Here is a 23,764-nt window from a genome sequence, read left to right on the forward strand (position 1 = left end):
GCTTTCGTACGAATTACAGATCGTTCGTTTTGGGTAATCGGTTGATAAATAATAGAATGGATGTTTGGTATACTTCTTGCTTTTATTTAATAAATAAAATTTGTAAAGATGATCGGAAGTAAAATGAAAAACACTTGGATGTTGGGACTGCTGCTGCTCTTGGGAAGCTGTCAGCAGAAAGGGCCGGCAAGCGGCCGGGTGGAGATGAAAGGAGAGTCGGATTGTTTGAGTGTCCGGCAGGGGCAAGAGAATGCATTGTCGACCTCGGATGAATATCCGGAAGGGTATGTTCCTGTTCCGGGTATTCGGTATCAGGCGAACTATCTTACCGGAAGTCCGGAGCGTCTTGATGTAAAGGCTGCATTGGGGAATGTCCGTCCGCTGAAGTTGAGTCAATTGGGCAGTCAGCTTGATTTCATGGTATATAAAGATGTAAAAGGAGGCATCTTCCGCCTGATCCCGATTGAAGAGGGTTGTTTGGGAGTGGGGATTGGTGGCATCTGGTTGTTGGATGGGAACCTGAAAATGATTCGGATGTTGTTTCGCAATGATGTGGATATTACAGAAGAAAATGGATTTACCCACTTTCAGACGAAACGTTACATCAATCCGGATTATTATGAAAAGTCTTCCCGGACGTTGATCGGCGTGCTGTATGATCAGAGGGATAAAAAGAATCCCAAATCCTTTGTCAGGCTTTCTCTGAAAGATTTGTTAAGCGTATCCCAGCCTCTGACACCGGACGATATCCATAAACGTGCAGGCATTTCCGGAAGTTATCTTTTGGGAATGGCAGACGGGTATGCTACCTGGACCCGGTTTACGAACGATGTTTATACCTTCAATTTGCGGGGAGATACACTTTGTCATTTTACTATCGGAGAGGAAGTAAACTATCCTCCACGCGGTAACGGTTCGTATCGTTCGGGAGAACAAGCGACTGCTTATTATTATAAAGGCTGTCCCATGATCATTATGCCTTATGGGAATACGGTTTATCGTATGAAAGACGCTTCTACCCTGGAACCGGTTTATGAACTTGATTTCGGCACGTTACATCGGGCTACGGGAGAAGAGGTGGTTGGCGGTGCCGATGTGGACAATGCCTATTTCCTGTCGGATTGGGTGGAGACCGACAGCTACGTATTCATGCATGTAGAAAAAGGGTATGACTCTCCTAATGCACGCGATAAGAAGCAAGTGACGCTTTACTCGCTGATATATGACAAACGGTCTAAAGCGTTTTTCTCCTTACCGCAGGCTGAAGAAACGGTTCATCCCTGTCCGGAGCCTGATCTTCCTGACGGCATTCCGTTTTGGCCTCGGAAAGGTTTTTGTGAGGAGCAGCTTGCTACATTCACAACCGGGTGGAAATTAAGTAAATCTTCTCCTGAAGTATTCAGGCGGATACCGGCTTTACAGGGTACCGAGAAAGAGACTACGTCACTTATAGTCACTCTAAAATAAACGATACATGATGCTGAAATACTACTTCCGGTAACCTTACGGCTTATAAAACGGAATGTGGATAATCTTTAAAAAAGGGAGTGAAAGGTAATGATTAAAAGATATTATTATTGGGGGAGTTTATTTTTGATGGGAGGATGGTGCCTGTCGGCTTGTGGTAATAAAAATCCGGGGGTGAGTAAGGAGGAGCTGCGGAGGGAGTTTGCTAAAAGTGTAACTCCGGCGGTCGGTGTGGAGGACTCGCTTGCCGGATGGGGAGATAACGATTCTCTACAGGTATTTCCGGAAGACTATCGCGTCCCTTCCGGAATTAAATATGATTCTCACATCACAGAATATGGAGTGATTGTTTTGAATGTGGAATCTGCATTGAGAAACGTTCGCCCGATGAAACTGACTGATCTCGGGCAGCAGGTACAATATAAAGTCATGGATGCCAATGAAGATTGGAACTCCCTGATTGCTGCCGGTGATGATTTTCTGATACTTAATCAAGAAGAAGGTGTGTGGCTGTTGGATAAGGACCTGAAGAAGGAACGGTTGCTTATTCGCTCGGATTTACGGGTCACACATACACCGGGCGGTGGTATCAGAGTAGGAGGGGGACACTTGATGCAGAACTTTTATTATGATTCTGAAAGGAAACAATTGCGCTTTACGTGCTATAACACAGATAAACAGAGGTCTTATCTGGCAGTCTCCTCTTTGGCCGGACTGATGGCTTCTTCTCAGCCGGCGGAGCTTAAAACATTCCGAAACAGACTGCCTATAGGAAACAGCTATCTGTTTTCGATGCCCGGAGGATACGGAATGGCGATCAGACATTCGGATGAACTTTATACATTCGGGATGAAGGGGGATACTCTTTGTCACTTTGTTTTGGGAAATTCCGAACATTATGAACCTCGTCTTTTTGAAGCTGAACGGGACATTGTGTATTATGTGGGAGGAAGAACACTGTTTTATCATGCATACGGCAATAAGATCTACAAAGTGAAGGATGCCTCGACACTGGAGGTCGTTTATAAACTTGATTTCGGTTCATTATCCCGCATTACAGGGGCCGACGTGGCCAGAGGGGGCAATGTGCGGAGTTCATATTTTGTAACTTCGTGTATGGAGACGGATCATTTCCTCTTTTTGAATGTCGATAAAGGGTACGATAGTGAAAATGCCCGTAGGAAGGGGGAAGTGCAACTTTATTCTTTGGTCTATGACAAGCGCAACGGAGAGTTTTTTTCTTTGCCGGAAGTTACCGGTGGGGTTCGTCCGGAACAACCGCTGATAGCGGCCGGTTCGCAAGGAGACTTACCCTTCTGGCCTAACTTGAACCTGAATGGGAATCCTGCTTTTGTTGTCGGAAAAGCTGTTTTGGAAAAATACTATCCGATACAGCTGCGGGGAAATGATAAGCTTGGAGAGTTGAATGAAACTGATCTGATTTTGATGACCATTAAATAAGTTGACCGCTATGATGATAAATCATTATTTTAAAGTTGCTCTTCGTTTGATCAAACGGAGCTTTCTGTTTTCAAGCATTCATATACTTGGATTTGTATGGGGGATGGCAGCGGCTTTCCTTATCTACTTGTGGGTGATAGATGAGTTTACTTTTGAAGATCACAATCCGGATGCGGGTAGAATTTTCAGGGTGATTGAAGCGAATTGCTCCGAAAGTGGAGAGGTAACTGAAAATCCTTATACTTCGAAACTTCTGGCAGATGCTTTCCGCAAAGAGTTTCCGCAGGTGGAAGAAGCCACTTATCTTGGGAATGTCGATATGACTTCTCTAAGGTCGGGCGATAAATTTTTGTCACTCAATTGGGTGCGTGTGGATACAGCCTTTTTTGATGTTTTCCATTTTCCTGTGGTAGAGGGAGATCCCGGCAGGCTGAAATCGGGATTCAATCATATCGTTTTGTCTGAGACGCTGGCTAAAAAGTTCTTTGGAGATGAACCGGCGGTCGGAAAAGAAGTGATGTATGATAAGGTAATGGATGGCGAATCGGCACTGATGGTCGTAGGGGTGGTGAAAGTACCCCGTAAAAGCCATATTCAGTTTGATGCGATTGTAGGACAGTCTTTCTTTGATAAGATAGATGTCAACATCATGCGGATGTCTTCTCCTTGGGATGTTCGGGATGCGATGGTGTATGTGAAAATGCGTCCCGGGGCATCTGTATCCGATTCCACCCGAGTCCGAATGAGTCGTATACTGAGTAAATACACACATACCGAACGTCTGCTTCGTTTCCAACCGCTCAGAGACATTCATTTAAAGACCGATTTTGCTGATATTTCTGTTAAGAATCATGGTAACATGGCCTCCATCTATCTGTTTATAGCCTTGGCCATATTGATTATCTTTATGGGAGCGTTCAATTTCACCACTTTGTCGACTGCCCGTGCCGCATTACGATATAAAGAGATCGGAGTGCGCAAGGTGACAGGGGCCAAACGGAAAACGCTAATTGTACAGTTCCTTTCTGAAAGTTTGGTGCAAGCATTCATTTCGTTGATATTGGCGTTGGCCTTGACCGAACTGCTGCTGCCGGTCTTTAATCGGATAATGGATAAGGACATCACGTTGCAGGCAAGTTGGAGTGTATTAATTTACGTTGTTTTGGGCATTATCGGTGTGGGATGCCTTTCGGGCAGTTATCCGGCATTCTATCTTTCGGGGGTTAACCCTTTGATTGCTTTTAAAGGAGGACAGAAAAACGGGAAAAAGGGGGACTTGATACGGGGGCTGCTCTGTGTGCAGTTTGTCATAGCGATCACGTTGTTGCTGTGTACCGGTATTGTATTTAAACAATTGAACTATTTGCAGAATAAAGATTTGGGATTGGAAAAAGAGAATGTTGTTTCCATTTATACCAGTCTGTGGTATAATGTGGACGGGTTCAAGCAGGAAATATTAAAGAATCCGAATGTACGCAGTGTCTCGATGGGGGCTGAAATCACTGATTATCTGGAAGAAAACAAAACTCAGGGGGATGTATTGAGGTGGACTAATGAGAGAGGAGAGACTGATTCTTTACGAATGATGTGTATTTGGGCGGATGGTGATTTTGTGAATACATTCGGATTACAACTCCTGAAGGGAGAGGTCTTGAAGGAGGATGGAGGAGCCTATTTCAGTGGTACGTACGATTTTCCGGTGATTATTAATGAAACGGCCCGGAAGGCTATGAAGGTAGCAGATCCGATAGGTATGGAGATAAGCGGAGGGTTTGGAGTGGGCACAAATAAAAAACGGATTGTGGGAGTAGTGCAGGATTTCAATTTCCAGTCGTTGCGGCAGAAGATAAAACCGGCATATTTGATGTATAGCCCCGAATGTCTGGTAAATATGCATATCAAGATAGCTCCAGAGCATAAACAGGAAACCTTAGACTTTATACAAAAGAAGTTTGAGGAAATGGCTCCCTTGTTCATAAAGGAGTTTAAATATAAGTTTTTCTCAGATGCTTTAAACCGGAACTATGAAAAAGAGAGACAACAGAGCCGGATGTTACTTGCGTTTACGATCCTTGCCGTTGTGATTGCCATGATGGGAGTTTTCGGATTGGTAACGCTGTCTACCCGGCAACGAACGAAGGAAATAGGGATTCGAAAAGTGAATGGAGCACATTCCGATGGAATCGTAAAATTGTTCTGCCTGGAATATCTGAAATGGGTGGGCATTGCTTTCGTGCTGGCTTGTCCGTTGGGTTATCTTTTTATGTATTACTGGTTGAGCGAATTTGCTTACCGGACTTCTATAAGCTGGTGGCTGTTTTTGGGGGGCGGATTGATTATTGCGGGGATTACGCTATTGACTGTTATCGGTCAGACTTGGCGGACCGCTTCACAGAATCCGGTGAAATCATTGAGATATGAATAATAAATAGTTAGAGATTATGATAAAAGCAATTGGATTGACTAAGATATTCCGTACAGAGAGTGTACAAACTATCGCATTGAATGAAATCAGTATCGAGATATCGGAAGGAGAATTTGTAGCCATTATGGGACCTTCCGGATGTGGCAAATCGACCTTGCTGAATATGTTGGGGTTATTGGACAATCCAACTTCCGGTGAGTTGTGGTTCATCGATAAAGAGGTTTCCCGCTATTCGGAAAATGACCGTACAGACATGCGGAACGGCAATATCGGCTTTGTATTTCAGAGTTTTAACCTGATAGACGAACTAACCGTGTTTGAGAATGTAGAATTGCCGTTGCTATATGCCGGTGTGCCGGTTCGTGAACGTGTAGATCGAGTGAATAAGGCGTTGGAAAGGATGCAGATAGGCCATCGTACGGAGCATTATCCTCAACAACTTTCCGGAGGCCAACAACAGCGTGTGGCTATTGCCCGGGCCATTGTGACGAACCCGAAAATTATATTGGCTGACGAACCGACGGGTAACCTCGATTCTACCAATGGCAACGAAGTGATGCTTTTATTGAAGGAGTTAAATAAAGATGGAGCTACAGTCGTGATGGTAACCCACTCTGAAGAAAATGCCCGGGAGGCAGGCCGTATTGTGCGGATGATGGATGGTTGTATCCTGACGGAGAGCAAACGATGAATGGTTTTGAACGATCAACGGTTATCGTTGATCGTTCAAAACCATTCATCGTTTCAATTCATATCCCAGCATCATGCCGTCATAGCTATCTGCCAATGAACTGATGGCTTTGAGGGTGGCACTGCTGCTCTTACTGGATAAGAAAGTGATTAGCTTCAGCAATTTGTCTGCTTCGAACAGAAGATCCATCTGTTGAGTGGTATAATTGACTTTTGCATTCATGGGGATTAATTTCATATACTTCAGGTGGAGCATCTGGGTGCTGGCATCGTAAGAGTAGGTTCCGTTCAGCTTGCGTTTGCCTAAAGTGCTTACGAAAGTACTGTCCGCATTGAATGTAAAACTCAGTTGCCCTTCTCTAATACCGACTTTGGCCAGCTGTTCGTCCAGCTTTTGTTCGGCAGCGGAAGCAGCGACGGTTCCTCCGGCTTTCTTCAGCAGGTTTTCAGACTCGAACTCAATGGCCGAGCCGGTATAACGCCAGGTTCCGGTTATATCCACAGTTTCGGTATGTCCTGTGACAGCGTTGACAACTTTGGAGATATTGTCCTTATTGAATAAGTCCTTGATAGATTGTGCACGGTTTACGGTCGGTATAAGCAGTAGTGTGATAAGAACTGCGAATGATAATAGTTTTCTTTTCATTTGATATCCTTGTTTTTATTTTGAATTAAGTTCTTTATTGATTGACTCGATGTAGTTTAACACCTCTGTCCTGCCAAGGCGCTCTTCTGATGAAGTGATGAAATAGGGGGGGAGTTCTTCCCATTGTTTCCGTAATTCTCTCAAGTAAGCGCTGATATTTATTTTGAGTCGTCCCCCTTTCAGTTTGTCTGCTTTGGTGAAGATAATGGCAAAAGGAATGCCGTTCTCACCCAGCCATTCCATGAATTCAAGATCTATTTTCTGGGGTTCCAGACGGCTGTCTATCAATACGAATAGATTGGTCATCTGTTCGCGTTCGAGGATGTAATCTTCGATGATGGTGCGTATCTGTTCCTGGCCTTTCTGACCTCGCCTGGCATATCCGTATCCGGGTAAGTCAACCAGGTACCAGCTGTTGTTGATCAGAAAATGATTGATAAGCATGGTCTTACCGGGAGTCGCGGAAGTCATGGCCAGTCCCTTTCGCCCGGTCAGCATATTGATGAGGCTGGATTTTCCTACATTGGATCGGCCGATAAAGGCATATTCGGGGAAAGTGCCTGCCGGACATTTCTTCACGTCCGTATTACTAATTACAAATTCAGCATTGGTTATTTCCATATTTCTTGTTGGTTTTAAAATTCATTTTTTAGTTGTTTCTTTGATACGATCCACATTCCTGCAAAAGTAAGGATGCCGTTCAGCATCAATAATTCGTATCCGAACTGATAGCCGGTTTCCTGCCGGGCAAATCTATCGGCTGCGTAACAAATCAGTGGTGAAGCTATCGCAATAAACGGTACCCATCGGTCGTTTGTTTTTCGTTGGGTAAATAATCCGAAAGCAAACATTCCCAGAAGAGGTCCGTACGTATAGGAGGCTATGATGTAAATGGCATCGATGACGCTTTGGTTATTCAATGCATCGACAAGGCAGATAAAGAAAATAAGTAGGATGGATAGTCCTATATGTACCCGGTTTCGTTTTCTACGGGCTTCTTCTTCTGTGTCTTTGCCTGTGTCGAGCAAGTCGATGCAAAAACTCGTTGTCATGGCGGTTAAGGCTGAATCCGAATTGCTGAAAGCGGCGGCAATGATACCGATTGTAAATAGGATAAGTACTCCTTCGCCCAGATAACCCTGGGTAGCAAACAGTGGCAGGATGTCATCACCGGCAGCCGGAAGTTCCAACTGCATCTCTTGAGCAAGGACCAGTAATAAAATGCCAAGGCCCAGAAACAGCAGGTTGAGCGGAGCGAATGCAAAGCCATAGCAATACATATTCTTCTGCGCATCACGCAGACTACGGCAGGAAAGGTTTTTCTGCATCATATCCTGATCGAGTCCGGTCATGACAATAACAATAAAAATCCCACTTAGAAACTGTTTGAAGAAATTCTGGCGCGACATCCAGTCATCAAATACAAAGATGCGACTGTGTTCATTGCTGCTGATTGTTTGTATAACTCCGCTGAAGTCAAGATTTAACTTTGCGGTGACAAAAACAAGGATGCTGATCAGTGCGGCGATCAGGCAGAAAGTCTGTAAAGTATCCGTCCAGACAATTGTTTTAATGCCACTTTTGTGAGTGTATATCCATACTAAAGCTACCGATCCGGCAGCAATACTCCAGAATGGGATACCCATATCACGAAATACGTAGGTATATAGAATCAGACAGACAAGGTATAGTTTTGCAGCTGTGCCCAGCATACGCGAAAGAAGGAAAAAAGAGGCTCCTGTACGGTAGGCACGCTTTCCGATACGGGTATCCAGATAAGTGTATATACTGGTCAGGTTGAGTTTATAGTAGAGTGGGAGGAGTATATGGGCGACAGCCAGATAACCGAAGAAAAAGCCGAATACGGTTTGCATATACGTCATATCCATCGCCTTTACCATGCCCGGTACGGATACAAAGGTTACTCCCGAAATAGATGCGCCAATCATTCCGAAAGCAACGACGTACCATGGAGACCGATTTTCTCCTTTAAAAAACGCTGCATTCGAACCTCCTTTCCGTCCGGTGATACGGGCTATCAGCAAGAGAATGGCAAAGTAGCATACAATAGTGGCAAGTATCATCATAACGAGCGCAAAGGTAACACTTATTTTGCAAATGATGATTGCTTATTTAAATTTGATATTTATCTTTGAAGGTATATGGTTGAATTTTATATATGAATCAACTTTATTTATAGACGAATCCATATAGCTGTCTGATAATCATTTATATCCATGTCAACATGACGGTATAAATAAGTGCCGAAACTGACAGGCTTATCGCAGAGTAAATAGTAGCAGCTTTGGGCGATTTCTTCACAAGTTTCACAATACCCATCAAAAGGCCACCCAATATAGGCGTCAGAGTGCCAAGTGTTATTAACAGATTTCCATCGCCGTTAGGATCGAATACGATGTTCATGACGGCATAGACAGGGACAATGCTGGCTAATAGTGCAAGAATAGTGACAAATCTTGATATTGTTTTCATGATAGTTGAGCGCTTTATAATTAGTACGGCAAATTTAAACAATAATAATGGATAAAGGATAACCTATTCAGTCCTATTCCATGATGAAAATGCTTCCTCCAAATACAAATGTAGAAACTTAATTCTCCAATAGTTCTTTCATGGCCCTTTCCTCTTGTCGGATACGTACAGCGAGCAAACAAGCATAAATAGGGAGTCCAATGAGTAATGTGTACCAGGCATTGCAGAGTAAAGCAACTCCAATTAGTTCAGGTATGATATTCAGATAGTAATTGGGGTGTCTCACTGTTCTGAAAAGGAAGCTTTTTTCAATGCGATGATCGGGAATGATATAAAGTTTTACTGTCCATACATCATGGAGTTTATAGATCACATAGAATAGCATAGCATAAGCAAAGCCCATTATAAAAACACCACAAACAGAGAAATAGTTGAAAGTAGCTCCCGAAGTGTATGCTTCATAAAGGGCCGAAAAATAGTAGACGATATGTGCTAATGTCAGTAATAGCGAATTAATTTTACCATATTGTACCGCTCCACTTTTCAGAAGACGTTTCTCGTTACGAATGGAATAGGATAAGGAAAGTAATCTGAGTACAAAAAAGGCAATAAATGTAATAATGATATTTTGCATCGTTTTTATTTTTTGAGGGATAAAATATATTTTATTTTTTTCTTAGAACTTATGAAGGAATACCCAAGAGGGCAATTGAACCGGAACTCAGTTCATTTCGGAATAATTATAAATCAGAAGAGCATAATAGGTTTCAAGAACTGGTTAAGAAATATAGTTTCTACTCTGAGTTGTGCGATACCTGTAGAAAAGGAAATCAACTGAACATATAATCAAAAAGGCGGTTTTATAAGTCACTCTGTGGGGGCATGACCCGCGATTTGCTTATAAAACTGCTTTCCGTTTATAAAGGCTTTAGTTTCAACTCGATTTGTGTAACTGAACCTGAGCGTACGGTACGTCCTGCAGACCATATTTCATAATTTTCTGTACCACTGCCATATTGGACAGCGAAAGTGAAAAATCGGTCTTTGTTTGATTCGAACCACTTATCATAAGTAAAAATGAAAGTGGCAACTCCGGTGGAGTTAGTTAATGCATATGCCGTAGGAGTTGTTCGATTGTCTTTTTTGAACTCTTCATAAGTCTTTTCATCGAACATTTGCACAATTTCGTTGGGCAGAGGTTTGCCATCAGCACTGACTACAGTAACTGTTACCTGCGCATCATTTTTGTTTTCATCATCGTTGCTACAGGAAATTAACATCAAACTAAAGAGCGTAAATAAGTAGAAAGTTGTCTTTTTTAAGTCCATAAATTTAGTTTTTTAGCTATAATAACAAAAATGTAGACTTGATTGTTCAACAATCAGGAGACGACTGTATTGTTGTAGCAGGAGCAATGAACAAGATGACCGATAAATAGCCTATTTTATTAACAGCTGATTTGCCATTTATAAAATATGCGTATCTTTGTACTCCATAAAGTATACAGTGGCTTTATGGGGTTGGAGTCCTTTCTATAATAGGTTTACAACTTTTTATACTGGTATATACTTTATTGATAATTAAATAGATATACTTGTTTGTACATGAATCAACAATATCCATCGACGTTACTTGAAAAGGCCGTCGGAGAGTTTTCTAAATTGCCGGGTATCGGACGGAAAACAGCTATGAGACTGGTGCTTCACCTGTTGCGTCAGGATACCTCTGTGGTGGAAGCTTTCGGAAGTTCTATTATAACTTTAAAGCATGAGGTGAAATATTGCAAGGTGTGTCATAATATATCTGATACGGAAACTTGTCAGATTTGTGCAAATCCGCAGCGGGATGCGTCTATGGTCTGTGTAGTGGAGAATATACGGGATGTGATGGCCGTAGAGGCCACTCAACAATATCGTGGGTTGTACCATGTTTTGGGGGGGGTGATTTCACCGATGGATGGGGTAGGACCGGGCGATCTGCAGATAGAAAGTCTGGTGCGCCGGGTAGCCGAAGGGGGAATAAATGAAGTGATTCTTGCTCTAAGCACAACCATGGAAGGGGATACCACGAATTTTTATATTTACCGTAAACTTGAGAAAATGGGTGTCAAATTGAGCGTACTTGCCCGTGGGGTATCCATTGGTGACGAGCTGGAATACACAGACGAGATAACGTTGGGTAGAAGTATTGTGAACCGTACGACTTTTACCGGAACCGTTTAAAAGGAAACTTACCATTAACTGATAATCATTATATATAAATGGAAGAGCAAATAAAACGCATTGTGAAAAGCCAGAAGGTACAGTATATTTCTTTTTGGATTATTCCGTTATTGTTGGTGCTATTGGGAGAAGCCGGCGTGTTGCCTGTAGGAATAAAAGCAGACAATGTACGGGCTGTTTATGTTTTCGAAACAGTAGGTATTTTGATGACTGCCGTCTGTATACCTCTTTCTCTTAAACTATTTAGTTTTGTTCTGACAAAGAAAATAGATCAGCTGACGTTTCCGGTGGCCTTGAGCCGTTATATGCTTTGGGGGGCTGTTCGGCTGGCTTTACTGGAATTTGTAGTGGTGTTTAATCTGGCCGGTTACTACTTTACACTTAGTAGTACAGGTGCGTTATGTGCACTTATAGGACTGACAGCCTCTTTTTTCTGTCTTCCGGGAGAAAAAAGATTGCGTGCCGAACTGCATATCGATAAAGAATAAATGATGAAGCAATCTTTCTTAGCCAACGAGCGAATATATCTCCGTGCAGTGGAACCGGAGGATTTGGATATCATGTATGAAATGGAAAATGATCCTTTTATGTGGGATATCAGTAGTTTTACAGTTCCCTATTCTCGTTTTGTACTTAAACAGTATATTGAAGGATCGCAAAGTGACATGTTTGCCGATAAGCAGTTGCGGCTGATGATTATGCGTCGGAAAGATAATTGTACTTTGGGTACGGTCGATATAACTGATTTTGTACCTTTACATTCAAGAGGAGCAGTCGGAATTGCGGTTCATAGTAATTATAGACAGGAGGGGTATGCTTCCGATGCATTGAAACTGCTTTGTGAATATGCTTTTAACTTTTTATTTATAAAACAATTGTATGCCCATATAGCTGTGGATAATGAACCCAGTTTGCGATTGTTCAATTCTTGTGGATTTACCCAATGTGGAGTATTGAAAGAATGGTTGTTAACACACGAAGGTTATAAAGATGCAGTGCTTGTGCAATGTATGAATCCCAAACGATGATCTTAGTTTAAAGAAGGAACTTGCGGAAAGCGGGACCAGGTTTCATACTTGCTACCCAATTTCCCTAAGGCTTCTTTCCACATACCTTTTATATCTTCATTCATTAAATAGGTATTTTCTTCTTTTGAAATAATCCAGGTATTCTCCTTTATTTCCTGAATCAGTTGTTCGCATTCCCAGCCGGAATATCCGAGGAAAAAGCGTATCTTTCCTTTTATAGGGTTTCCTTGTAAAATGTATTTCTTGATAGCATCGAAATCTCCGTTGAGATATAATCCATTATTGATCGGAAGGGCTCCGGGGATTTCGTGTAAGGTATGCAGATAAAACAAAGTGTCAGTTCCGATAGGACCTCCTTTGTGTAACGGAATATCTTCTATATATTTAAATTCTTTAATGATATCATTGAGCATCAATGGGAGTGGTTTATTTATAATCAATCCCATACTTCCTTCTTCAGTATGATCAACAAGCAATACTACTGACCTTCCGAAAGTTACGTCATGGAGGAAAGGCTCTGATATCAGAATCTTTCCTCTCGACGGCATTACATTATTCGATTGGATCTTAAATATGTCAGTATTGATGTTCATGCCCCTAATTTAAAGATTTATTTTACACGAACAAACAATATTCCTCTTTTTTTCGATTTAGTGTGCTCTTTTTAAGATATAGGATGATTTTCGGCAAATAACTTCATTCTTTCATCCAGTTGAGTATATTGGTGTTCTTTAATAAAGGAAGTGCATGCACGTAGTCCCTGTTGTTGGCTGCCTGTAGTAACCAAGGAAATTGCACTAACCCCATAATACATCAACTCTTTTGCGAGCTCTCCACTTGTCATTCCCGGATAGCCTATGGTGAAATAGAAACCGTCGGCAACAGGATCTTCAAGATCTTTATCGTATACCAGATGGAATCCGTAACGCAAGAATATTTCTTTCAATTTACGGGCGCGTTCACCATATATCCTCACTTCGTTCAGGAAATTGTATTTACCTTCGTTGGCTGCTTTCAACATAGCTGCCATGGCGAATTGTGCCGAATGGCTCGTCCCTGAAGAGAGGGCATAAAGCACACGATGGATAAATACAGTGCCAAAAGTACCGCCTCCGTAGCGTTTATCGAATCCGGAATAATGGCGATGGTATAATTTATCAGAAATACAGCTGACACCAATACGTTGGCCTGCATAACTGAAGGCTTTGGAACCGGATATAAGTAAAATATAATTATCTGTATAATGTGCCACCGAAGGTTGATAAGGTGCATGATACGGAGTACTCAGATCTTGGCGGAAGTCCATGGCAAAATATGCTAAATCTTCAAGGACGATTACATCATACTGGGTGGTTAGTTCACCGATGATCTTCAGTTCTTCATCTTTTAAACAGATCCAGCTGGGGTTATTCGGGTTTGAGTATATAACAGCTGAAATATTTCCTTTTTTCAGGTAGCTCTCGAGTTTCTCTTTTAATTTGTCTCCCCGATAATCGTATACATCAAATGTCTCGTACTTCTGCCCCATGACCACCAATTGCTGCTTTTGGACCGGAAAGCCGGGATCTATGAACAGTATAGTATCTTTTTTCTCGTCGCATTGACTGCAAGTAAGGAAAGATGCGAAAGTACCTTGCATGGATCCCGTGACAGGTACGCAACCTTCCGGCTTGAGATCTACATCAATAAATGCTTTTATAAATTTAGAAGCTTCCGATTTTAGTTCTGGTAGTCCATTAATATCGGGATACAAACTGGCTATTCCATTTTGCAATGCTTCTATCTCAGCTTTTACTCCTATAGTAGAAGGGGGGAGACCCGGTACGCCCATTTCCATTTTTATAAATTCGACTCCGGATGCTGTTTCTGCTTTAGCTGCTATGGCTTTTACTTCACGAATGGTTGCTTTTGAGAAATCTGTAATTTGGAATTCTTCGATAGTTTCATCAATAAGATGCCGTTTGATAGGTGTATCTTTCATGTTTCTTTTTGTTGCTTTATAAATTGTATCACAAAGATAGATATAATCTACTTATAATCAACAAATGAATAAGAAAGATGAAAAAAATCTTTCTCAGCTATTGCAGGTATAAAAAAAACAGCTACCTTTGCAACCGCAATCGAGAGAGATAGCAATTAAGAAATGAAATTTTGGTGCGTTAGTTCAGTTGGTTAGAATACATGCCTGTCACGCATGGGGTCACGGGTTCGAGTCCCGTACGCACCGCGAAAGCAAATTAAGAACAAATATTTAGCACTGATATTCAAGGTATTAGTGCTTTTTTATTCTCTACCTTTTCCACCCCTTTTTTAAAAAAGTATGCAAAATGTGCGACCGGCTATTTGTGATCTTTGCGACCACTTTATGTGTAAATTCATGTATTCATTAATTAGGTTATATGGATTTTTATATTAGGGTATTTTTTTGGGGGGGTAATACCTTGATTTTTCAAGTTTTCAATATAATTATTTACTTCTGAATTGTTTCATAAGGATTTTTTTATTTCTTCAAAAAACAAGTTATTGAAGGAAGGAATGTCGAAGTAACTTGGCTAAATGAATTTATAAGTTTGATTAAATCTTAAATATATAAGCCAAAAAAGGTTTGTTCGAATGGATATTCCTGTGATTTGTACCAATTGGGCTTTGAATAACTGATATATTAATATAAATCTGTTTGTGAAGTTAAAATAATAGGTTCTATAACAAACGGGGTTTAGAACAAAAAATTGAGAAAAATAACATTGTAACATGTTTGCAACTTGGTTGCAAGAAATATACTCTATTTTTGTCCCGAAAGTAAAAACCAAACAGATGAAGCGTATCTTTTTCGTATATCCACTTGCCATAGCGACACTATTCTTAATAGTGCTTTCCGCTATTCCGCATCACCATCATAAAGAGATGATGTGTACGGTGATGGAATTATGTGAACAAGACGATATCTACAATGATGGGCATACGGATCATGAGGCGGGGCAAGATGCACATAATGAAAACACCTGTGTATCACAAGCTGGTTATATTTTTCCTTCCAGCGTTGATAAAAGTAATCTGCATGATGGAAGCCTGATGAATATCCACTTGCCGGTTCTATATCTGTTTGCTGACATTCTGACTATTCATTTCGATATACCAATCTCTGAAAACACATACGATAGGTATGTTGTCTCTTATACGTCCGTAGTGCTGGGTGAGAGCAGCGGATTGCGTGCTCCTCCCTATTTTTTCTCTTAAGTATTTATTGCAGGGTTTATAATACTGTAATATCTGCTATTCTTTCCGGTAACTGTAATCAGTTACCTCCAATATTTATCTTTTGATAATTAGATTTCACCACTTTGGGAGAAAGCCCAAACGAACCAGAATCGGTAATGACAGGGATATGTGCTCTGACTGTTTATGACACGGTTAAAACTTTCTTGGCTAATCAATTATGGAACAAAATATGAGGTTGTCAATCAATGTGAAATCGAAATTTTGGATAGACGATATTTTCCCTTTCAGATAGACCATTGCTGCCTGAACAGGGCTTCTTGGGGGCAACGATTATTAGTTCGGTGATATGCTTGCAGATGCCGGAATGGGTATTCTCAGTATTCGTGTTGTTTATTGGCACTATTCTGTATTACAGAGGAAACTCTCAAACAAAAAAAATGGGGGAGTAGCCTTGTCTTTGCGTTGTTTTACAATGGTTGGCAAGGTTGTCCTTCCTTTTCAATTCAACTTTAAAATATAACAAAAATGAAAATATATATATTTATTATACTGGCTGCGGCCACTTCAATCTCCCTGATATCTTGCGATTCGAAACAGAGTGACACCCGCTCGGCCTCTTCCTCAGAGGTTCACCGGAATGACGACGGTCATGATCATCGGGAAAGTGATGGAGACAACCATAGTGAAATAGAGAACTCCGGCAAGGGACATGAGGACGAAATCATTTTCACTCGGCAACAGGCGGAAGCTATCGGGTTGGAGATATATAATGTGGTACCCGGATCTTTTGCACAGGTAATCAGAACCAGCGGACAGATACAGGCAGCCCAAGGAGATGAAGAAACTATTGTCGCCACGACCAATGGTGTCGTATCTTTTCCCGGACAAAACATCATCGAAGGAGCAACTGTTGGCGTGGGAAGTACTATTGTAACCATTTCAGCTAAAAATCTTTATGAAGGAGATCCGGTGGCAAAAGCCAAGATTGCCTATGAAACTGCCTTGAAAGAGTATCAGCGTGCAGAAGGTCTGGTAAAGGATAAGATTATTTCCGCTAAAGAGTTCGAACAGACTCGTATGAAATATGAAAATGCCAGAACTGCTTATGAAGCCCAAGCTGCCAATGTAACTGTTTCCGGGGTAAAAGTTACTTCTCCCATCAGTGGATATGTCAAAAACAGGCTGGTGAGTCAGGGGGAATACGTGACTGTCGGACAGCCTGTTGCTACAATTTCCAAGAACCGGAGATTGCAACTGCGAGCCGATGTTTCAGAAAACTATTTCAATGAACTTAAAAAAATCAGGGGAGCCAACTTCATGGTATCCTACAATAACAAGGTTTATAGGTTGGAAGATCTTCACGGGCGTTTATTATCCTTTGGCAAAGCCGCTGCTGAATCTTCTTTCTATATCCCGATTACTTTTGAATTCGATAATATCGGTGATTTCATTCCCGGTTCTTATGTAGAGGTATACCTGCTCACCACTCCCCAAAATAACGTATTTTCCATTCCTGTTACTGCATTGACGGAAGAACAGGGTATCTATTTTGTCTACCTGCAAATAGCAGAGGAGGAGTTCGTGAAGCGTGAAGTCGGTATCGGAGAGAGTGACGGTAAAAACGTGAGAATACTTTCCGGCTTGAAAGAGGGGGAGAGAGTGGTCGTTAAAGGTGCTTATCAGGTAAAGATGGCTTCCAATTCATCGGCGCTCCCCGAAGGCCATAGTCATTAATTATAAAAGGAAGAAATCATGTTGAATAAAATTATAAAATTCTCTCTGAACAACCGTATTGTTGTTCTAATAGGGGCTCTATTGTTGATTATTGCGGGAACTTATACTGCCGTGAATATGGAAGTGGATGTTTTCCCGGATCTGAACGCCCCTACTGTTGTTGTGATGACGGAGGCCAAAGGGATGGCTCCCGAAGAGGTGGAGCGCCTGGTGACTTTCCGGTAGAAACCGCTGTAAATGGTGCCACTGACGTACGTCGTGTGCGTTCTTCTTCTACTACAGGTTTTTCTATTGTATGGGTCGAATTTAATTGGGGTACGGATATTTATCGTGCCCGTCAGATAGTCTCCGAGAAGTTGGCTGTGTTGGGTGATGCCTTGCCTTCCAATGTGGGTAAGCCAACCTTGGGGCCCCAGTCCTCCATTCTGGGGGAGTTGCTTATTATCGGTTTGACCTCCGATAGTGTATCCCTACAGGATTTGCGAACGATGGCAGACTGGACTATCCGTCCTCGTTTGTTGTCTACTGGCGGTGTAGCCCAGGTAACAGTTTTAGGGGGGGGATATTAAAGAGTACCAGATATTACTTGATCCGGGTAAGATGAAACATTATGGAATCGGCTTGAACGAGGTCATAGACGTAGTGAAAGATATGAATCAGAATGCCGCCGGTGGTGTTTTGTATGAATTTGGAAATGAATTTATTGTTCGTGGCGTATTATCCACTAATAAGGTGGAAACCCTTCGTAAGGCTGTAATTAAGAATGTTGATGAAGTGCCCATTACACTGGAGAATATTGCTGAGGTTAAAATCGGTGCTAAGGCTCCCAAGATGGGACTGGCTTCCGAACGCGGTAAAGCCGGTATATTGTTGACTGTTACCAAGCAACCCAACACAAGTACCCTTGATCTGACCGGTAAGTTGGATAAGTCTTTGGAGGATTTGCAAAAGGTACTGCCTAAAGATGTGAAGGTTACTACCGATATTTTCCGCCAATCCCGTTTTATTAATAATTCGATTGATAATGTTCAGAAGTCTTTATATGAAGGCGGTGTCTTCGTAATTATTGTATTGCTCCTATTCCTGATGAATATACGTACTACTGTTATTTCATTGATTACTATACCGCTTTCGGTTATTGTAGCTATTCTTACTCTGAAGGCTTTGGGGCTTACCATCAATACGATGAGTTTGGGAGGTATTGCCATTGCTATCGGTTCTTTAGTAGATGATGCAATTGTGGATGTGGAGAATGTATTCAAACGCTTGCGGGAGAACAGGCAAAAACCTAAAGAGGAACAAAAAAACGTTCTGACAGTTGTCTTTGAGGCTTCTAAGGAAGTACGTATGCCTATCTTAAACTCTACTCTGATTATTGTAGCCAGTTTTGTTCCTCTTTTCTTCCTTTCCGGAATGGAAGGCAGGATGTTGGCACCGTTGGGCATTACTTTCGTTATTTCACTTTTTGCTTCCACTGTAGTTGCTCTGACCCTTACACCGGTTTTATGCAGTTACTTGCTGAATAAACCAAAGAACAATGGTGAGGAGCGTGACCCTTATCTGGTTCGTAAGTTGAAATCCGGTTATGGGATGGCTTTGCAGTGGACGTTATGCCATAAGAAAGTGGTTTTGGGAGCTATCGGAGCCATTTTGATTGTTTCGTTGGTGATGATGGCTTCCTTTGGACGTAGTTTTCTTCCGCCTTTCAATGAAGGCTCGTTCACCGTGAGCATCAGTACTTTGCCTGGTATTTCTCTGGAAGAGTCTGATAAGATAGGCCGGATGGCCGAAGATATACTTCTCTCGGTACCGGAGGTACAGACTGTAGGACGAAAGACCGGACGTGCTGAACTGGATGAGCATGCCTTGGGTGTGAACACTTCCGAAATAGAGGCGCCGTTTATACTCGACAAGCGTTCAAAGGATGAAGTTCTGACAGAAATCCGGGAGAAAATAAAGGTTATTCCGGGTGTGAATATTGAGATTGGTGCACCTATTACACACCGTATCAATGCTATGTTATCCGGATCGAGAGCTAATATCGCCATAAAGCTGTTTGGTACGGACTTGAACAGGATGTATGAAATCGGAAATCAGATAAAAAATTCGATTCAGGATATTGAAGGTGTAGCCGACCTGAATGTGGAGCAGCAGGTAGAACGTCCACAGTTAAAGATCGAGCCCAAACGGGAGATGTTGGCTAAATACGGCGTTACACTTCCTCAGTTTGGTGATATTGTAAATGTCATGCTGGGAGGTGAGGCAGTGTCTCAGGTATATGAGGAAAATAGGTCTTTTGATTTGACGCTGAAGGTGAATGATGCCAGTCGTGCGAGTGCCGAGAGAATACGCAAGCTGATCGTGGACGCCAATGGTCGTAAAGTGCCGTTGGAAAATATTGCCAATGTGACATCATCGATGGGGCCTAATACAATTAGCCGTGAGAATGTGGCTCGTAAGATTGTTATTTCAGCCAATGTTGCCGGTCGTGATTTACGGGGAGTAGTAAATGATATTCAGTCGAAAGTTGACAGTGAGATACAATTACCCGAAGGATATCATATTGAATATGGCGGACAGTTTGAAAGTGAGCAGGCTGCTTCGCGTATTATCACTATCACTTCCATTTTCTCTATCCTGGTTATTTTCCTGCTCTTGTTCAAAGAGTTCAAGAGTGCGACTCAGTCATTGGTAATCCTGCTGAATCTGCCACTTGCACTGATTGGAGGCGTATTCAGTATCTATTTTACATCCGGTATATTGAGTATTCCGGCCATTATCGGGTTCATTTCTCTTTTTGGTATTGCGACCCGTAACGGCATGCTGTTGATAGACAGGTATAACAATTTGCGAGCTTCAGGGATGTCTGTGAACGACAGTATCCTGCACGGTTCTCTGGACCGTTTGAATCCGATTCTGATGACGGCTTTGTCTTCTGGATTGGCGTTGATACCACTGGCATTGGGAGGTGAACTGCCCGGTAATGAAATTCAAAGTCCTATGGCCAAAGTTATCTTGGGAGGGCTTTTGAGTTCAACCATCCTCAATGGATTTATTATTCCTGTTATGTACCTGTATATCAGTCGTAAACAAGAAAAGAAAATTGAAACAATTGAACTAACTGAAGACTAAAATGAGAACAATTATATTAATAATGGCGTTGCTGGCAAGTGTGTCACTTGTCGCCCAAGAAAACATAAACAGCATACTTTTCTCCATTGAGGAGAATAATTCAACCCTGAAAGCATTGAGAGAAGAAACAAACGCTCAGAAATTGGGGAATAAAACAGGTATATACTTGTCCGACCCTGATGTAGAGTTTGGTTATCTTTGGGGAAATCCCGGAAAGACCGGTAATCGTCAGGATTTCAGTATCAAACAGACTTTTGACATTCCGACCCTTACCGGGATGCGAAGTCGCTTGGCCGGCAACCAGAATAAGCTGGTAGAACTTCAGTATGCTTCTGAAAGAATTAACCTGCTTTTGGAGGCGAAGCAATATTGCATCGATCTGGTTTATTATAACGGTTTGAAAAAAGAACTTGAAGTCCGGTTACGACATGCACAAGCCATAGCCGATGCTTATCGACAACGACTGGATCGTGGAGACGCCAGTATTCTGGAGTACAATAAGGTTCAGTTGAATCTTTCCACCGTGCAAGGGGAGATGTCGAGAATAGAAGTGGAGAGGAACGCTCTTCTTTCCGAACTCAAACGATTGAATGGTGGTATAGATGTGATTTTTGAGGCAAGCAACTATTCTCCGGCTTCGCTGCCTGCTAATTTTGAAGACTGGTATCTGTCGGCTCAACAAAAGAATCCGTTACTGCAATATGTAAAGCAACAGATAGAGGTCGGTAAGGAGCAGGTTAAGCTCAGTAAGGCCATGATGCTTCCGAAGTTTTCAGCTGGTTATTCGCTGGAAAGGACCCTTGGACAAAAATACCAAGGGGTGAGTGTGGGAATTTCCATCCCTTTATGGGAAAATAAGAATCGGGTGAAGCAGGCTAAAGCCGGTGTTTTGGCGGCACAGGCCAGGGAGCAGGATAGTAAACAACAGTTTTATGACAGGCTCCAGAATTTATATATGCGTGCCAGTGGTCTCCAGCAAACGGCTATCGGCTACCGCAAGTCACTCAAGACACTCAATAATACCACGCTACTAATGAAAGCGCTGGATGTAGGTGAGATATCTTTGTTAAACTATATCGTCGAGATTGGCCTGTATTATGACACGGTTAATCAGACGTTGGCTACCGAACGTGATTTTGAAAAGATTTTGGCGGATTTGTCTGCTGTAGAACTCTGAGAAACGGCTTATGAAGAAGCTAAAGAGACCATACTCTAAAAAGTGGAGAGGTCTATCTGTCAAATGGATGTTTATTCTATTTACCGGTTTGGGGATTACATCAGGAGCTTGTTTTTGGATTTTTATTTCACGTTGTGGAAATGAGGACTGTTTTTTCAATTATGATCCATTGCCTGAAATGTTCATTGGTGGTGTAATAGGAGCGTTTCTATATATTTTTATATGGGGGATGATGTCTGATACGTGATATAGTTTAGGTAGTCCTGTACAAACGATAAGTTTTTCGCAGGACTACAAGTTTTTGCATTTTTTGATAAGTAATATTTGTATTTCATTAGTTATCCAGCTTTGAGGTATTCCTAAAAAACATTAGTTTTCTTTATAAATGGTGGTAAAGTATAATCAGCATATTACCTATTTTATGGTATTGAGCAGTCAATGAAAACTGTTTAATTTTGCGTCTGTTTAGTTTTCTTCGGAATGAACATACGGATGAACCATATACTTTTATGCTTTTTATGGCTGTTTTCAGTCACTGTGTCCGCTCAGCAGGTGAAAACAGTTAAAGGATATGTCTGCGTTTTTTCCGAAGGTTTGGTGGAGAAAAGTTTGCCTTATGCGAGTGTGGTTGTTTTGGGAGGAAAGGATTCCACTTTCGTAAAGGGCATGGCTTGCGATACAAATGGGAACTTCAAGTTGCAGTTTATACCACAAAATCAAATGGAATATTTGTTGCGGATACGCTACACCGGTATGCCAACCATATTTCGGAAACTTGATCCGTATATGTTAGAAACTGATTGTGGATGTATTCTGATGGAAGGGGATATTGAACTGACAGAAGTGCTGGTGACTGCTTCCATCAAAGAAATAGACATGATAGGAGATACGACTGTTATTAATGCCTATGTCTATCGGACTCCAAAAGGCTCAAACTTGGGTGAATTAGTGAAAAAGATTCCGGGGCTGGAATACGATGATCGAGGTAAATCCTTTTTAATGAACAGGGTAACTTACTGTTGGACGATTTAGCTACTACTACTATTTCTCGGCGAACATCATCCGGTGACACTGTTGGTGGGAATGTTGGGACTTATCGGTTCGATTTTTATGTTTGCCAGACTGCTGCGTCATGCCTCGTGGGATATGAGTTTACGGTTCGGCTTTGCCACCGTCATTATTTTTTTGATAGCGGTAGAAGTATTTGATCGCATTCATTTGTTCCCCGGTCTGTGGAAAAATCCGGGTGAACATAAGCAGGAACTGCTTCTTATAGCGGCTTCCATCATTTTTACAGGGTGTTGTCTTGTATATAATAACCTATTAGTTTTAAAGAATAAATGAAACTTCTTATATTCAGGGTTATGCTTTTATATTTATACACCAATGAAAAAATCCGGTTCATAACGAACCGGATTTTTTCATTGATTTTTTGTATTCAAAATTTTCGTTATGCCTCTTTTATCTCTTCGCCCTTTTCGTCCAGAAGTACGATAACTTCCTGAGAATCTTTGGTTGTAAGAATCACCTTATAAACTTTACCGGTTTCTTTGTCAGCCGAATAAACTTCTTTGATTGAGGCACCTTCATAAGATTTAGCCAAGGTATTCATAACTGCATCCGGAAGTTTTTTGGCATCAATTTTCGTAAACTCATCTTGTGGAGCTTGTGCCTGCGTTTCTACTGCCGTAGAGTTTTCAACTTCCTGTGCAAATGCTACAGAACTACCTAATCCCATTACCAATGCTACTGCTACTAATACCTTTTTCATGATCGTAATTTTTTAAATGATTATTAAAATTCTAACCTGTTATCTCTTGTACAAATAGTATTGCAAACGGGATGCCCAAAAAATATTTGAAATATAAATCATTGAAAATTAATGTGTTGGTTGCTTGAAATAATGGTGGTGTGAAATAAATTATGTGGAATAGTGTAGAATTGGGGAACACAGTATTGGGGAAAATAATATAAAGGGTGAGTATTGCTGTCGTCCGAATGTTTGAAGACATCGTTCCAAAACCATTATTTATAGGTATTGTGCATCAAAGTGAAATGCCGTAATTTTAC

General features: G+C 41.6%; 20 protein-coding genes, 1 tRNA gene and 2 pseudogenes. 14 read left to right on the forward strand and 9 right to left on the reverse strand.

Going from position 1 to position 23,764, the window contains the following annotated elements:
• Positions 1–108: 108 nt before the first annotated feature.
• The 4 genes from FDF36_RS01215 to FDF36_RS01230 all read left to right on the forward strand — a co-directional run bounded on the left by FDF36_RS01215 (position 109) and on the right by FDF36_RS01230 (position 6,044).
• Positions 109–1,467 carry a DUF4933 domain-containing protein gene (locus FDF36_RS01215; RefSeq protein WP_220390020.1) on the forward strand — a complete coding sequence of 453 codons (1,359 nt, stop codon included), beginning with the start codon at positions 109–111 and terminating at the stop codon, positions 1,465–1,467.
• Positions 1,468–1,557: 90 nt separating this feature from the next.
• Entirely contained in the window at positions 1,558–2,928 is a 1,371-nt protein-coding gene (locus FDF36_RS01220; protein WP_220390021.1) for a DUF4933 domain-containing protein, read from the forward strand.
• 13 nt (positions 2,929–2,941) lie between these two features.
• Positions 2,942–5,353, forward strand: coding sequence for an ABC transporter permease (locus FDF36_RS01225; protein ID WP_220390460.1), 2,412 nt, complete (start codon positions 2,942–2,944; stop codon positions 5,351–5,353).
• Between the two features lie 16 nt (positions 5,354–5,369).
• The gene (locus tag FDF36_RS01230; RefSeq protein ID WP_220390022.1) at positions 5,370–6,044 is read left to right on the forward strand and encodes an ABC transporter ATP-binding protein; all 675 of its coding nucleotides are present in this window, start codon (positions 5,370–5,372) and stop codon (positions 6,042–6,044) included.
• 45 nt (positions 6,045–6,089) lie between these two features.
• On the opposite strand, the gene FDF36_RS01235 is transcribed toward FDF36_RS01230, so the two are convergent.
• The 6 genes from FDF36_RS01235 to FDF36_RS01260 all read right to left on the reverse strand — a co-directional run bounded on the left by FDF36_RS01235 (position 6,090) and on the right by FDF36_RS01260 (position 10,510).
• On the reverse strand, positions 6,090–6,689 hold the full coding sequence (locus FDF36_RS01235; protein ID WP_220390023.1) for a DUF4923 family protein: 600 nt from the start codon (positions 6,687–6,689) through the stop codon (positions 6,090–6,092).
• A gap of 15 nt (positions 6,690–6,704) precedes the next feature.
• Positions 6,705–7,310, reverse strand: a complete 606-nt coding sequence (gene yihA / locus FDF36_RS01240) for a ribosome biogenesis GTP-binding protein YihA/YsxC (RefSeq protein WP_005794469.1) — start codon at positions 7,308–7,310, stop codon at positions 6,705–6,707.
• 14 nt (positions 7,311–7,324) lie between these two features.
• Complete coding sequence (locus FDF36_RS01245; RefSeq protein WP_220390024.1) at positions 7,325–8,776, reverse strand: sodium:solute symporter; 1,452 nt, start codon at positions 8,774–8,776, stop codon at positions 7,325–7,327.
• 142 nt (positions 8,777–8,918) lie between these two features.
• Positions 8,919–9,182 carry a hypothetical protein gene (locus FDF36_RS01250; protein WP_220390025.1) on the reverse strand — a complete coding sequence of 88 codons (264 nt, stop codon included), beginning with the start codon at positions 9,180–9,182 and terminating at the stop codon, positions 8,919–8,921.
• A 118-nt stretch (positions 9,183–9,300) separates the two neighbouring features.
• Positions 9,301–9,816: an isoprenylcysteine carboxyl methyltransferase family protein gene (locus tag FDF36_RS01255; protein ID WP_220390026.1), complete on the reverse strand. Its 516-nt coding sequence runs from the start codon at positions 9,814–9,816 to the stop codon at positions 9,301–9,303.
• A 283-nt stretch (positions 9,817–10,099) separates the two neighbouring features.
• Positions 10,100–10,510, reverse strand: coding sequence for an Ig-like domain-containing protein (locus FDF36_RS01260; RefSeq protein WP_220390027.1), 411 nt, complete (start codon positions 10,508–10,510; stop codon positions 10,100–10,102).
• 276 nt (positions 10,511–10,786) lie between these two features.
• Here FDF36_RS01260 and recR point away from each other — a divergent pair, with 276 nt between their 5' ends.
• From recR to FDF36_RS01275, 3 genes are read left to right on the forward strand one after another with little or no spacing between them, the layout of a single operon-like run.
• Positions 10,787–11,404, forward strand: a complete 618-nt coding sequence (gene recR / locus FDF36_RS01265; protein WP_005787270.1) for a recombination mediator RecR — start codon at positions 10,787–10,789, stop codon at positions 11,402–11,404.
• A gap of 38 nt (positions 11,405–11,442) precedes the next feature.
• Positions 11,443–11,892, forward strand: a complete 450-nt coding sequence (locus FDF36_RS01270) for a hypothetical protein (protein WP_005787272.1) — start codon at positions 11,443–11,445, stop codon at positions 11,890–11,892.
• A gap of 3 nt (positions 11,893–11,895) precedes the next feature.
• Positions 11,896–12,432: a GNAT family N-acetyltransferase gene (locus FDF36_RS01275; RefSeq protein ID WP_220390461.1), complete on the forward strand. Its 537-nt coding sequence runs from the start codon at positions 11,896–11,898 to the stop codon at positions 12,430–12,432.
• Positions 12,433–12,434: 2 nt separating this feature from the next.
• Here the strand turns inward: FDF36_RS01275 and FDF36_RS01280 are convergent, their stop codons facing one another.
• Positions 12,435–13,025: a YqgE/AlgH family protein gene (locus FDF36_RS01280; RefSeq protein ID WP_220390028.1), complete on the reverse strand. Its 591-nt coding sequence runs from the start codon at positions 13,023–13,025 to the stop codon at positions 12,435–12,437.
• Positions 13,026–13,096: 71 nt separating this feature from the next.
• Positions 13,097–14,413 (reverse strand): aminotransferase class I/II-fold pyridoxal phosphate-dependent enzyme, encoded by a 1,317-nt coding sequence (locus FDF36_RS01285; RefSeq protein WP_220390029.1) that lies wholly within the window; start codon positions 14,411–14,413, stop codon positions 13,097–13,099.
• Between the two features lie 172 nt (positions 14,414–14,585).
• On the opposite strand from FDF36_RS01285, the gene FDF36_RS01290 reads away from it, so the two are divergent.
• From FDF36_RS01290 to FDF36_RS21100, 7 genes and pseudogenes are all read left to right on the forward strand, one after another.
• Positions 14,586–14,659 (forward strand) — tRNA-Asp (locus tag FDF36_RS01290).
• 524 nt (positions 14,660–15,183) lie between these two features.
• On the forward strand, positions 15,184–15,669 hold the full coding sequence (locus FDF36_RS01295) for a DUF6769 family protein (protein WP_010992882.1): 486 nt from the start codon (positions 15,184–15,186) through the stop codon (positions 15,667–15,669).
• A gap of 507 nt (positions 15,670–16,176) precedes the next feature.
• Complete coding sequence (locus FDF36_RS01300) at positions 16,177–17,385, forward strand: efflux RND transporter periplasmic adaptor subunit (protein ID WP_220390030.1); 1,209 nt, start codon at positions 16,177–16,179, stop codon at positions 17,383–17,385.
• Positions 17,386–17,403: 18 nt separating this feature from the next.
• A pseudogene (locus tag FDF36_RS01305) lies at positions 17,404–20,517 on the forward strand (efflux RND transporter permease subunit).
• 1 nt (position 20,518) lies between these two features.
• Positions 20,519–21,694 (forward strand): TolC family protein, encoded by a 1,176-nt coding sequence (locus tag FDF36_RS01310; RefSeq protein ID WP_220390031.1) that lies wholly within the window; start codon positions 20,519–20,521, stop codon positions 21,692–21,694.
• 492 nt (positions 21,695–22,186) lie between these two features.
• Positions 22,187–22,726, forward strand: coding sequence for a peptidase associated/transthyretin-like domain-containing protein (locus tag FDF36_RS01315; RefSeq protein WP_259281343.1), 540 nt, complete (start codon positions 22,187–22,189; stop codon positions 22,724–22,726).
• Between the two features lie 12 nt (positions 22,727–22,738).
• Positions 22,739–23,038: pseudogene (locus FDF36_RS21100) on the forward strand (hypothetical protein); the annotation flags it as partial.
• A gap of 106 nt (positions 23,039–23,144) precedes the next feature.
• On the opposite strand, the gene FDF36_RS01320 reads toward FDF36_RS21100, so the two are convergent.
• Complete coding sequence (locus FDF36_RS01320) at positions 23,145–23,465, reverse strand: hypothetical protein (protein ID WP_220390032.1); 321 nt, start codon at positions 23,463–23,465, stop codon at positions 23,145–23,147.
• Positions 23,466–23,764: the final 299 nt, after the last annotated feature.

Source organism: Bacteroides fragilis, from assembly GCF_019583405.1.
Taxonomy (GTDB): domain Bacteria; phylum Bacteroidota; class Bacteroidia; order Bacteroidales; family Bacteroidaceae; genus Bacteroides; species Bacteroides fragilis_B.